Genomic DNA, 12,161 nt, shown 5'->3' on the forward strand with positions numbered 1-12,161 from the left:
CCTGCGGCACCCCTCGGGCAGCCGGCCCCTGGCCGGCGCGCGGGTCAGCCGAGCGCCGGCCAGTCTTCTGGGCCGGACGACCCGGCGACGTAGTCGTCGAGAGGCACATCACCCCGCCGCCACGCCTCGAGGATGGGGGCCACGATCCGCCAGGACTGCTCGGCGGCGTCTCCTCGCACGGCCAGCATCGGATCGCCGTCGAGAACGCCGGAGAGGACCTCGGCATAGGCTTTGAGTGCTCCTTCGCCGAGTTCCGCCGACAGGATCGCGCGCTCCAGCTCGAACGGGTCTTCCGACGCGTTGAGGTTCAGCTCGAGCGACATCCGGTCGGGGCCCAGGGAGAATCGGAGCACCGCGCCGTCGGACGTGCCGGTGAGCCCGCGCGGCAGGTGGCGGACAGGTCGGAATCGCACGACGATCTCCCGCGCAGGAGTTCCGAGCGCCTTGCCGGAGCGCAGCCGGAACGGGATACCCGCCCAGCGGGCGTTGCGCACCTCGAACGTCGCCTCGGCGAGTGTCTCGGTCTCCCGGCTCGGGTCCACGCCCGGTTCGTCGACGTACGACGGCTTCGGCGTGCCGTCGATGTCTCCGGCCGTGTACCTCGCCCGATGCGACGAGGCCGCCGGATCATCGCCCCACACCGTCGTCGCACGCAGCACCGCACCGGTCGCCGCGCGGAAGTCGACTTCGTCGAGCGTGGCCGGCTCCTCCATCGCCAGCACGGCGAGCACCTGCAGCAGGTGGCTCTGGATCATGTCGACCAGGGCGCCGGCTGAGTCGTAGTAACCGGCGCGTCCCTCCAATGCGAGCGACTCGTCGTAGACGATGTCGACCGACTCGATGCTCTCCGCCGACCACAGCGGCTCCAGGATGCGGTTCGCGAAACGTGCGCCGAGCAGATTGAGCGTGGTCGACCTGCCGAGGAAGTGGTCGACCCGGAACACCTGGGTCTCCGGCACGAGCGCGGTGAGGACGCGATTCAGGTCGCGGGCGCTCGCCTCGTCGGTTCCGAACGGCTTCTCCATGACGAGCATCGCGCCCTCGGGCAGCATGTCGGGAGTGAGAGCCGAGATGCACGCCGCGGCGACGGCCGGCGGCACCGCGAAGTAGATGGCGACCCGACCGGTGAGCCCGCTCATCAGCGCACGCAGATCCTCGGCGCGGGTGATGTCGGTTCGCATGTACGTGACATCGACACGGGCTGCCGCGTCGTCGGCGTCCATCGATGCGAAGGCCGTCGCGACGACGGTCTGCAGCTCGGCATCCGTCCATTCCTCGCGGTCGGCGCCGACGATCCTCACGGAGCGCGTGGGCTCCCTCGTCAGCAGCTGGCCCAGAGCGGGCAGGAGGAGCCGAGAGGTGAGGTCCCCACCGGCTCCGAGGATCACCAGCGTCGTCGCGTCGATCATGTTCTCACCGTAATCGCTCCGACCCTCGGGTGAACATGCCAGACTCGGTCGATGCCCGCTCCCATCGAGGACTACGCCCTGCTCAGCGACTGCCGCACCGGTGCGCTCATCTCGAAGGAGGGGAGCATCGACTGGCTCTGCCTCCCGCGCTTCGATGCGCCGTCGCTGTTCGGAGCGCTGCTCGGAGAGGCGAGCAACGGATGCTGGAGCCTGCGCCCGCTCGATGCCGCCGCGACCTCGCGTCGCCACTACGTGTCTGACACGTTCATCCTCGTCACCCGATGGGAGACCGCCGACGGCGTCGCCGAGGTGCACGACTTCATGCCGCTGCAGCCCTCGCGCAGCGATGTCGTGCGCCGGATCGTCGGAATCTCGGGTCACGTCGAATTCGGCACCGAGCTGCGACTGCACTTCGACTACTCGCGCAGGCTCCCCTGGGTGCGGCAGGTGGGCACGAGCGAAGAACCGGTTCTGCGCGCGACGGCCGGAGCGGAGGCGGTGATCGTGCGGGGTGTGCGGCTCGTCGCCGAGGACCACCGGCACAGGGCGGAGTTCACCGTCGCCGCCGACGAGGTCCGTGATCTGACCCTGAGCTGGTTCCCGTCGCACGAGCACGCCCCGAAACCGCTCGACGTCGACGACGCGATCGCCGCCACGAGATCGTGGTGGCAGGGCTGGGCGAGCGGCATCGTGCACGGCGGCGCGTACCGTGGCGAGGTCGTGCGGTCGCTGCTCGTGCTGAGGGCCCTCACGAACAAGGACACAGGCGGAATCGTGGCCGCCGCCACGACGTCGCTCCCCGAGGAGTTCGGCGGTTCGCGCAACTGGGACTATCGCTTCGTCTGGCTGCGGGATGCAGCTTTGACCCTCGAAGCATTGATCGCGCACGGCTTCCTCAGCGAGGCGCACCACTGGCGGCGGTGGCTGCTCCGCGCCGTGGCCGGTGAGCCGAGAGAGGTGCAGATCATGTACGGGATCGCGGGGGAGCGCGATCTCCTCGAGCGCGAGCTCACGAGCCTTCCCGGCTACGGAGGCGCTGCACCGGTGCGGATAGGCAACGGCGCGGTCGACCAGTACCAGGGCGACGTGATCGGCGAGGTACTGGTCGCTCTGGAAGCAGCTCGGATCGCCGGCCTCGAGGAGGGCGACTTCTCGTGGCCGCTGCAGCGGGCGCTCATCGAGCAGGTGATCGCCTCGATCGACCGGCCGGACAACGGCATCTGGGAGATCCGGGGCGAACCGCAGTGGTTCACTCACTCCCGCGTCATGATGTGGGCTGCGCTCGACCGCGGCGTGCGCGCTGTGCAGGAGCATGGGCTCCCGGGCGACGCCGACCGGTGGTCGGCGGTCCGCGACGGGCTGCGCATCGAGATCGACGAGCGAGGGGTGGATGCCGGCCAGGGGTACTTCGTGCAGCACTACGGCTCGACGGAGGTCGACGCCTCGCTGCTCGTACTGCCGCAGGTGGGGTACTGCGCCCCCGACGACCCGCGGATGCTGCGGACGGTGGAGCAGATCGAGCGCACCCTGCTCACCGGTGGCTTCCTGCGGCGTTACCGCACGGAGTCGGGCGTCGACGGGCTCGACGGGGGAGAGCATCCCTTCATCGCCTGCAGCTTCTGGCTGGTCGAGCAGTACGCCGCCAGCGGCCGTGTCGACGAGGCCCGTGACCTGATGGCGCGGCTGATCGAGATGACGAACGACCTCGGCCTGCTGTCGGAGGAGTACGACGTCGCGAACACACGGCAGGCGGGCAACACTCCGCAGGCCCTCTCGCACCTGAGCCTCATACGAGCGGCCGATGCACTTGGGGGCCATGGGGGTCGCGCGGCGCATCGACGCTGATCCCGCTTGATTTGGGGAGAGCGGATGCGGTGAGGTACAGTGGGATCAACCGAAGACCGCTGGTCATCGTCATGCGCGCAAGCGCAGGAGGATTGAAGCTCTGCTCAGCAGGGGCCCGCGCAGGACACGAACTTTCCAAAGCTCCGTGCGCTTGCGCCGGAGCTTTTCTGTTGCCAGGGGTCGGAACCGGTGCCTCACCGCCGTGAGGCACCTCGTACACACCAAGGAGTGACCATGGCGCAGAAGGATGCATCGGTCGCCGAGCTCACGAAGTCATTCGAGAACTCGTCCGCCGTTCTGCTGACCGAGTACCGCGGTCTGACGGTTGCCCAGCTCAAGGAGCTGCGCAACAGCATCCGTCAGGACGCTGAGTACGCCGTGGTGAAGAACACGCTGACCAAGATCGCCGCCAACAAGGCTGGCATCACCGCGCTGGACGACGACCTCAAGGGTCCGTCGGCCGTCGCGTTCGTGCACGGTGACTTCGTCGCCACTGCCAAGGCTCTTCGTGACTTCGCCAAGGCCAACCCGCTTCTCGTGATCAAGTCGGGCATCTTCGAGGGCAACGCCCTCTCCGCCGACGAGGTCAACAAGTACGCCGCGCTCGAGAGCCGTGAGGTTCTGCTGGCGAAGGCTGCGGGCATGATGAAGGCCACGATGGGCAAGGCTGCCGCCACCATCGATGCTCTTCGCGAAAAGCTGGAGACCGCCGAGGCCGCGTAAGCGACCCGACGTTCTCGTTCAACAAACCCCATCTATCTAGGAGATACATCATGGCTAAGCTCACCACTGAGGAGCTGCTCGAGCAGTTCGCAGGCCTGACCCTCATCGAGCTCAACGACTTCGTCAAGGCGTTCGAGGAGAAGTTCGAGGTCACCGCTGCTGCCCCCGTCGCCGTCGCAGGTGCCGCTGGTGCTGGCGCAGGCGCCGAGGCTGAGGAAGAGAAGGACTCCTTCGACGTCATCCTCGAGGCTGCTGGCGACAAGAAGATCCAGGTCATCAAGACCGTCCGCGAGCTCACCTCGCTGGGTCTCGGCGAGGCCAAGGCTGTCGTCGACGGTGCTCCCAAGGCCGTGCTCGAGGGCGCGAACAAGGAAGCAGCCGAGAAGGCCAAGGCTGCCCTCGAAGAGGCAGGCGCCACGGTTACCCTCAAGTAATCCGTTCCAGGTCGCGGCCCAGCGCCTCGCCCTGGATGCGTCTGAACGCTTCACGAAAGCCCCGGGTTCGCCCGGGGCTTTCGTGCGTCCTGGGCCCGACGGAATGCGACGACGCTCAGCGTCGACCGGCGGTCGAACTGCGCACGACCAGAGCGGATGTCGTGACGGTGCGCTCCCTCGGGGAGTCCGGATGGTCGATCTGCTGTTGCAACAGCCGCACCGCCTCGTGACCCTGTTCGCGCGGGGACTGCTTGATGGTGGTGAGAGCGAACATCTCGGCGTGCTGGTGGTCGTCGACGCCGACGATGCTCAGCTCGGTGGGCACCGCGATGCCCAGCCGCCGCGCGGCGATCATCGCCCCGATCGCGGCCTCGTCGCACACGCCGATGATCGCGGTCGGGCGGCCCCGACGGTCGCCGAGCAGCTCGACAGCGGCGGCATAGCCACCGGGCATGGTCGGGGGAGAGTCGGCGATCCGCGCGACCGCCTCGAGTCCCGCCGCGGCCAGAGCCTCGAGATACCCCTCGACGCGCTGGGCGTCGCCGAAGCTGAGGTCGTCGGGGTCGGCGGACCCGCCGACGAAGGCGATGTCGGTGTGCCCCAGTTCGATCAGGTGCTCGGTGGCGATGCGCGCGGCGGCGACGTCGTCGATCGAGACCGCACTCGATCCTTCGCTGTAGGGGCCGACGCTGACGAGCGGTCGCTCCGAGCGGTGCAGACGCTCGAGCTCCTGCGCGCTCGGCTGGATGCCGACCGCGATGATCCCGTCGAAGCGGCGGCCGGGAAGCACGGCATCGAACAGGCGCTCACGCGTCTCGGTCCCCTCGCGGATGCCGTACAGGGCGAGTTCGTAGTCGAGCGCGAACAGAGACTCCTGGATGCCGGCGAGCAGTTCCGAGAAGAACCAGCGGTCGACGGGGGGCATGATCACGCCGACGGTCTGGGTGCGGCCGGTCGCGAGGCTCGTGGCGGAGGAGTGCGCGACGTAGGCGAGCTCGTCCGCCGCATCCGACACCCTCTTGCGGGTGCCCTCCGAGACGTATCCGCGACCGCTCAGCGCCCGACTCGCAGTCGCTTTCGACACGCCCGCACGCGCCGCGACATCCGCGATCGTGCTCATCGGTCCTCCTCGACCATGCGTTCGGCGCTCAGCCCCTCCCGCGCGCCGATGTCAGCGTAGCCGGTGTCCGCGCCGAAAGGAACCGGTTCCATACGAATGTTGAGGGAGCGCTCCCATTCGACCTGTGCGAACCGCGGGAAAGGTTGCCGTGTTGTGATCCTGGCTTATTGTGCCGCGGCGTCGCACCCCGGTAGGTTGTCCTGGAATCGGTTCCCGATTCTGCGCCAGGGGCGGCGTGGATCGAGGGGGACCGCACAACTCGAAGAGGAGAATTCACATGGGTCTGTCACAGCGTTCCCGGCGTTACGCGCCAATCGCTCTGCTGGGAGTCGCGGGTATCGCGCTCGCCGGCTGTGGTGCTCCCGGCGGCACGGACGGCGGAAGCGAAGGCGGAGGCGGAGGCGACAACACCGTCACCATCTACGGCACGATCGTCGAGGGCGAGGCCGAGCTCCTCGCGCAGTCCTGGGCGGACTTCGAAGAAGAGAACGACATCGAGATCAAGTACGAGGGCAGCCAGGACTTCGAGACGCAGCTCGGCACGCGCGCGCAGGGCGGCAACCCGCCTGACATCGCGATCTTCCCGCAGCCGGGTCTGTTCGCGGACTACGCGTCTCGCGACCTGCTGAAGCCGGCGCCCGAGGCGGTCAAGGCGAACGCAGAGGAGTACTGGACCGAGGGGTGGGTCGAGTTCGGCACCTACGACGGCACCTTCTACGGCGCGCCGCTGATGGCCAGCGTCAAGGGCTGGATCTGGTACTCGCCGACGAAGTTCGCCGAATGGGGCGTCGAGGAACCGACGACCTGGGACGAGCTTCTGGCCCTCACCGAGACGATCAAGACCGCGAGCGGCAAGGCTCCGTGGTGCGCCGGCTTCGAATCGGGCGTCGCGACCGGTTGGCCCGGCACCGACTGGATCGAGGACCTCGTGCTCCGCAATGCGGGCCCCGACGTGTACGACCAGTGGGTCAAGAACGAGATCCCGTTCACCGACCCGCAGATCAAGGAGGCCTTCGACGCGACCGGTGAGATCCTGCTGAACCCCGAGTACGTCAACGCCGGCTTCGGCGACGTGCGCTCGATCAACTCGACCGCATTCGGCGATGTCGCGGCGCAGGTCGCCAGCGGCGAGTGCGCGCTGACCCACCAGGCCTCGTTCCTCTCGGGCTTCTACCCCGAGGGCACGAACTTCGCCGAAGACGGAGACGTCTGGGCGTTCCTGACGCCGAGCCAGAACGCAGACGAGACGCTCATCACCGGCGGTGGCGAGATCGTCGGTGCGTTCAGCGACGACGAGGCGACGCAGAAGGTGCTCGAGTACCTGTCGAGCCCCGAGTGGGCGGACAGCCGCCTCGCTCTTGGCGGAGTGACTTCGGCCAACAAGGGCGTGAACCTCGACGTGGTCGAGGATCCCATCCTGCAGGAGTCGATCAAGCTGCTCCAGGACGACTCGATCACGTTCCGCTTCGACGGTTCCGACCAGATGCCCGGTGCCGTCGGCTCGGGAACATTCTGGAAGGGAATCGTCGCATGGGTGAACGGCACCTCGACCGACGAGGTGCTGACCCAGATCGAGACAGGCTGGCCGTCCAGCTGATCGGATGAGGTGGGCCGCCCCGATTGGCGGCCCACCTTCTCATCTCTCCCATTCGGTCCGCGCATCGTCGCGCGGACCGCTGATCAGCTCCGTCTCATGAAGGGGAATCCATGAACGCGACTGTGTTCTTCCAATGGATCGGGTCATTGCCCCCGATCGCCCAGGCTCTCGCCGTCGTCATCGCCTTCGCGGTGGTCGTCGTCGTCATCCTGCTTCTCGTCGACATCGCGCCTCGCAAGGGCGCCCTCTACACCGGCATCCGCCTCGCGATGTGCCTCCTCATCCCGTTCGCGGTGATGTGGTTCTTCAACTCCTATTACTGGGCCATGGGAGTCGCGGTCGCCGTAGGTGCCCTGTTCTTCTTCCTGGACTATCGATCTCGTGACGGCGTGGGGTACCTGATCCAGCTGGTCGCCTTCATGGCCCCGGCGATCCTCCTGCTTCTGGCAGGTCTGATCCTTCCGTCCATCCAGACCGTTTACGCATCGTTCTGGAACTCGACCGGCAGCGACTTCGTCGGCTTCTCCAACTATCTGTGGATCTTCACGCAGTCCGACGGCGTCACCTCGGTCGTGAACACGATCGTCTGGGTGCTGCTCGTGCCGACCCTCTCGACGATCGTCGGTCTCGCCTACGCGGTGTTCATCGACAAGACCCGAGGCGAGAAGATCTACAAGCTCCTGGTGTTCATGCCGATGGCGATCTCGTTCGTCGGCGCGAGCATCATCTGGCGCTTCGTCTACGCATACCGGGGTCCCGAGTTCGAGCAGATCGGTCTGCTCAACCAGATCCTCGTGTGGTTCGGGGGAGAACCGCAGCAGTTCCTGCTGAACGGGCCGTGGAACAACCTCGCGCTCATCGTCGTGCTGATCTGGGTGCAGACCGGCTTCGCGATGGTCGTGCTGTCGGCATCCATCAAGGGCGTCCCGACCGAGCTCCTCGAAGCTGCAGAACTCGACGGTGCGAACGCCTGGGAGCGTTTCCGCTCGGTGACGATCCCCTCGATCAGGCCGGCGCTCATCGTCGTGCTCACCACGATCTCGATCGCCTCGCTGAAGGTCTTCGACATCGTGCGCACGATGACCGGTGGAAACTACGGCACGTCGGTTCTGGCGAACGAGATGTACACCCAGTTCTCCAAGTTCGAGGCGGGACGCAGTGCTGCGCTCTCCGTCATCCTGTTCATCCTGGTGCTGCCGATCGTGATCTACAACGCGCGCCAGATCAAGAAGCAGCGGGAGATCCGATGACCGACACCGTGAATTCAGACACCGGCCAGAGCACGAGGGCGATCACCACCGCCGGACGCTTCGAAGCATCGGCAGGCCGCGCACGCAAGCGGCTCAGCCGTCCGTGGGCGACCGTCGCCTCGATCGTCATCGCCGTGGTGTGGACGATCCCGACGCTGGGACTGTTCATCTCGTCGTTCCGTGAGAGGGACGCGATCGAGACCACCGGTTGGTGGACGTTCTTCACCAACCCTCAGTTCACGTTCGACAACTACGCGGCCGTGCTGCAGTCGGGCACCACGCAGCTGACCATCCTCGAGTCGTTCTTCAACTCGATCGTGATCACGATCCCGGCCACGATCATCCCGCTGATGATCGCGGCGATGGCGGCATACGCGTTCTCCTGGATCGACTTCAAGGGGCGCAACGCGCTGTTCATCTTCGTGTTCGCGCTGCAGATCGTGCCGATCCAGATGGCGCTCGTTCCGCTGCTGTCATCGTTCTCGCGGGGCATCAATTTGTTCGGCGTGCAGGTCACGCAGGGACTCGATGTGGCGGGCGGCTACGCGCAGGTGTGGATCGCCCACACCATGTTCGCGCTGCCGCTGGCGATCTACCTGCTGCACAACTTCATGTCGGAGATCCCCGGGGAGATCATCGAAGCCGCGCGCGTCGACGGTGCATCCCGCGGCCAGATCTTCTTCCGCATCGTTCTGCCGCTCACCATGCCGGCGATCGCCTCGGTGGCGATCTTCCAGTTCCTGTGGGTCTGGAACGATCTGCTCGTCGCTCTGGTGTTCGCCGACGGTGCGGCCTCTCCGATCACGAAGGTGCTCGCCGAGATCACCGGACGCGGTGAGGGCTGGTACCTGCTCACAGCCGGAGCGTTCGTCTCGATCATCGTGCCCCTGATCGTGTTCTTCTCGCTCCAGCGCTACTTCGTGCGAGGACTGCTGGCGGGTTCGACGAAGGGCTGATCGGTTCTCACAGAGCTGCGGAACACACGATGCCGCGACCGGGTGCAACACGACCCCGGTCGCGGCATCGTCGCACGTACGCTGTGAACATGAAGTACGCAGACTCCATCGTCGACCTCGTCGGCGACACGCCCCTCGTGAAGCTCCAGCACGTCACCGAGGGCGTGGAGTGCACCGTGCTCGTGAAGCTCGAATACCTCAACCCCGGCGGATCCGCGAAGGACCGCATCGCCTCGCGCATCATCGACGCAGCCGAAGCATCGGGCGAGCTGCGGCCGGGGGGAACGATCGTCGAGCCGACGAGCGGCAACACCGGTGTGGGCCTGGCCCTCGTCGCCCAGCAGCGCGGGTACAAGTGCGTCTTCGTGCTGCCGGACAAGGTCGGTGAGGACAAGATCGACGTCCTTCGGGCCTACGGTGCCGAGGTCGTGGTCACGCCGACCTCGGTCGCGGCAGACAGCCCCGAGTCGTACTACAGCGTGAGCGACCGGCTCGCCCGCGAGATCCCAGGCGCCTTCAAGCCGAACCAGTACGAGAACCCGAACGGCCCGCGCAGCCACTACGAGACCACGGGTCCAGAGATCTGGCGCGACACCGACGGCACGATCACCCACTTCGTCGCGGGTGTCGGCACCGGAGGCACGATCACGGGCACAGGACGGTACCTGCGCGAGATCTCGGACGACCGAGTGCGCATCGTCGGGATCGACCCCGAGGGCAGCGTCTACAGCGGCGGCACCGGGCGGCCGTACCTGGTCGAGGGGGTCGGCGAGGACATCTGGCCCGGCGCCTACGACCCCAAGGTGCCGCACGAGATCGTCGCGGTCGGCGACGCCGAGTCGTTCGCGATGACCCGCCGCCTCGCGCGGGAAGAAGGCATTCTCGTCGGCGGATCGAGCGGCATGGCCGTGGTCGGCGCCCTGCGCGTCGCCCGGGAACTGCCTGCGGATGCCGTCATGGTGGTGCTCCTCCCCGACGGCGGGCGCGGCTACCTGGGCAAGATCTTCAACGACGGATGGATGCGGTCCTACGGCTTCAGCGAGGTGGAGGAGGGGGAGACGGTCGCCGACGTGCTGGCCGCACGCTCGTCCCGCCTCGGCGAGGGCATCCCTGACCTCGTGCATGCGCACCCGACCGACACCGTGCTCGAGGCCATCGGCATGATGACCGAATACGACGTGTCGCAGCTCGTGGTCCTCAGCGCCGAGCCCCCGGTGATGATGGGCGAGGTCGTCGGCACGGTCGATGAGAAGGGCCTGCTCGATCTGCTGTTCCGGGGCGACGCGAAACCGGCGGATGCCGTGGGCGATCACGTGGGGGAGCGGCTGCCGCTCATCGGCATCCATGCTCCTCTCGCGCAGGCGAGGGCAGCGCTCGCCGACGTCGACGCTCTGCTCGTGACCTTCGACGGCAAGCCGCACACCGTGCTCACCCGACAGGACCTGCTCTCATACATCTCGCGCTGACGTCGCACCTGACGCCGGGCGTAACAGGGCCGGATGCCGGTGTCGGGGGCGACGTAGGCTGAGAGACATGTCCGAGCATGCTTTCGCCACCCGAGCCATCCACGCAGGTCAGGCGCCTGACCCGACCACGGGGTCGATCATCCCGCCGATCTATCAGGCGTCCACGCATGTGCAGGACGGCATCGGCGGATTCCGTGACGGGTACGAGTACAACCGTGCGGGCAACCCGACGCGCTCGTCGCTCGAGACGCAGCTCGCCGCTCTCGAGGGTGGCGTGAACGCTCTGTCCTTCGCCTCTGGACTCGCCGCGGAAGACGCGCTGCTGCGCGGCATCCTGAAGCCGGGCGACCACATCGTGCTCGGCAACGACGTCTACGGCGGCACCTACCGTCTGCTCACCAAGGTACTCGCGCCCTGGGGCATCGAGACCACGACGGTCGAGCTGTCGGATGTCGACGCCCTGCGTGCGGCGATCCGCCCCGAGACGAAGATCATCTGGGTCGAGACGCCCAGCAATCCGCTGCTGAAGATCGTCGACATCGCGCTCATCGCCGAGATCGCGCACGCCGCCGGAGCCATCGCGGTCGTCGACAACACCTTCGCGTCTCCCGCGCTGCAGCAGCCGCTCTCGCTCGGCGCCGACCTCGTCGTGCACTCCACCACGAAGTACCTCGGCGGGCACTCGGATGTGCTCGGCGGCGCTGTGGTCTTCGGCGACGACCGCTTCTACGAGCAGATCAAGTTCCAGCAGTTCGCTGTCGGTGCGGTGTCGGCTCCGCTCGATGCATGGCTCACGACGCGTGGCATCAAGACGCTCGCCGTGCGGGTGCGTCAGCACTCCGAGAACGCGCAGGCGATCGCCGAATGGGCGGCCGCCCGCCCCGAGTTCGCGACCGTCTACTACCCGGGTCTCGCCTCGCACCCTGGCCACGACATCGCTGCTCGCCAGATGAGCGGATTCGGCGGGATGCTCTCGCTCGGTCTCTCCGCGGGCGCGAGCGCGGCGAAGGCCTTCGCCGAGTCGACCGAGTTGTTCCAGCTCGCCGAGTCGCTCGGCGGGGTCGAGTCGCTCATCGGATATCCGCCGGACATGACCCATGCGTCGGTGCGCGGCACTGCGCTCGCCGTGCCCGAGAACGTCGTGCGCCTGTCGGTGGGCATCGAGGGCGTCGACGACCTGATCGCCGATCTCGAGCAGGGGCTCGCGCGGCTCAGCTGACTCTGCGGGCCGGTGGGCCCGGGCTGCGTCGGTGGTCCGGTGCGCTGTAGCATGGAGACTTCGCCCGGATCGAATCGTTTCGAGACTCATCGACGATTCGACCGCTCTCGCGACTCGACCTCATCCCCTCGAATTCCGGAAG

At 67.1% G+C, this 12,161-nt stretch carries 10 protein-coding genes; 8 read left to right on the forward strand and 2 right to left on the reverse strand.

Annotated elements, in window-relative coordinates; translation table 11 throughout:
- Window positions 1-44: 44 nt before the first annotated feature.
- On the reverse strand, window positions 45-1,409 hold the full coding sequence (locus ACQ4LY_RS10335) for a glucose-6-phosphate dehydrogenase (RefSeq protein WP_431071178.1): 1,365 nt from the start codon (window positions 1,407-1,409) through the stop codon (window positions 45-47).
- A 51-nt stretch (window positions 1,410-1,460) separates the two neighbouring features.
- Here ACQ4LY_RS10335 and ACQ4LY_RS10340 point away from each other — a divergent pair, with 51 nt between their 5' ends.
- The 3 genes from ACQ4LY_RS10340 to rplL all read left to right on the forward strand — a co-directional run bounded on the left by ACQ4LY_RS10340 (window position 1,461) and on the right by rplL (window position 4,411).
- Entirely contained in the window at window positions 1,461-3,254 is a 1,794-nt protein-coding gene (locus ACQ4LY_RS10340; protein WP_431071180.1) for a glycoside hydrolase family 15 protein, read from the forward strand.
- A gap of 234 nt (window positions 3,255-3,488) precedes the next feature.
- Window positions 3,489-3,977, forward strand: a complete 489-nt coding sequence (gene rplJ, locus ACQ4LY_RS10345; RefSeq protein WP_045255761.1) for a 50S ribosomal protein L10 — start codon at window positions 3,489-3,491, stop codon at window positions 3,975-3,977.
- Between the two features lie 50 nt (window positions 3,978-4,027).
- On the forward strand, window positions 4,028-4,411 hold the full coding sequence (rplL, locus tag ACQ4LY_RS10350; protein WP_056514013.1) for a 50S ribosomal protein L7/L12: 384 nt from the start codon (window positions 4,028-4,030) through the stop codon (window positions 4,409-4,411).
- 115 nt (window positions 4,412-4,526) lie between these two features.
- On the opposite strand, the gene ACQ4LY_RS10355 is transcribed toward rplL, so the two are convergent.
- Entirely contained in the window at window positions 4,527-5,531 is a 1,005-nt protein-coding gene (locus ACQ4LY_RS10355) for a LacI family DNA-binding transcriptional regulator (RefSeq protein WP_431071183.1), read from the reverse strand.
- 277 nt (window positions 5,532-5,808) lie between these two features.
- On the opposite strand from ACQ4LY_RS10355, the gene ACQ4LY_RS10360 reads away from it, so the two are divergent.
- The 5 genes from ACQ4LY_RS10360 to ACQ4LY_RS10380 all read left to right on the forward strand — a co-directional run bounded on the left by ACQ4LY_RS10360 (window position 5,809) and on the right by ACQ4LY_RS10380 (window position 12,019).
- Window positions 5,809-7,128, forward strand: a complete 1,320-nt coding sequence (locus tag ACQ4LY_RS10360; protein ID WP_431071185.1) for an ABC transporter substrate-binding protein — start codon at window positions 5,809-5,811, stop codon at window positions 7,126-7,128.
- Window positions 7,129-7,238: 110 nt separating this feature from the next.
- On the forward strand, window positions 7,239-8,378 hold the full coding sequence (locus tag ACQ4LY_RS10365) for a carbohydrate ABC transporter permease (protein WP_431071187.1): 1,140 nt from the start codon (window positions 7,239-7,241) through the stop codon (window positions 8,376-8,378).
- The gene (locus ACQ4LY_RS10370; protein WP_431071189.1) at window positions 8,375-9,334 is read left to right on the forward strand and encodes a carbohydrate ABC transporter permease; all 960 of its coding nucleotides are present in this window, start codon (window positions 8,375-8,377) and stop codon (window positions 9,332-9,334) included. The genes ACQ4LY_RS10365 and ACQ4LY_RS10370 overlap by 4 nt, the downstream gene beginning before the upstream one ends.
- An 89-nt stretch (window positions 9,335-9,423) precedes the next feature.
- Window positions 9,424-10,800, forward strand: coding sequence for a cystathionine beta-synthase (locus tag ACQ4LY_RS10375; protein ID WP_431071191.1), 1,377 nt, complete (start codon window positions 9,424-9,426; stop codon window positions 10,798-10,800).
- Between the two features lie 67 nt (window positions 10,801-10,867).
- Complete coding sequence (locus ACQ4LY_RS10380; protein ID WP_431071193.1) at window positions 10,868-12,019, forward strand: cystathionine gamma-synthase; 1,152 nt, start codon at window positions 10,868-10,870, stop codon at window positions 12,017-12,019.
- Window positions 12,020-12,161: the final 142 nt, after the last annotated feature.

The sequence above is a fragment of the Microbacterium phyllosphaerae genome, assembly GCF_050628115.1.
Lineage (GTDB): Bacteria > Actinomycetota > Actinomycetes > Actinomycetales > Microbacteriaceae > Microbacterium > Microbacterium phyllosphaerae_A.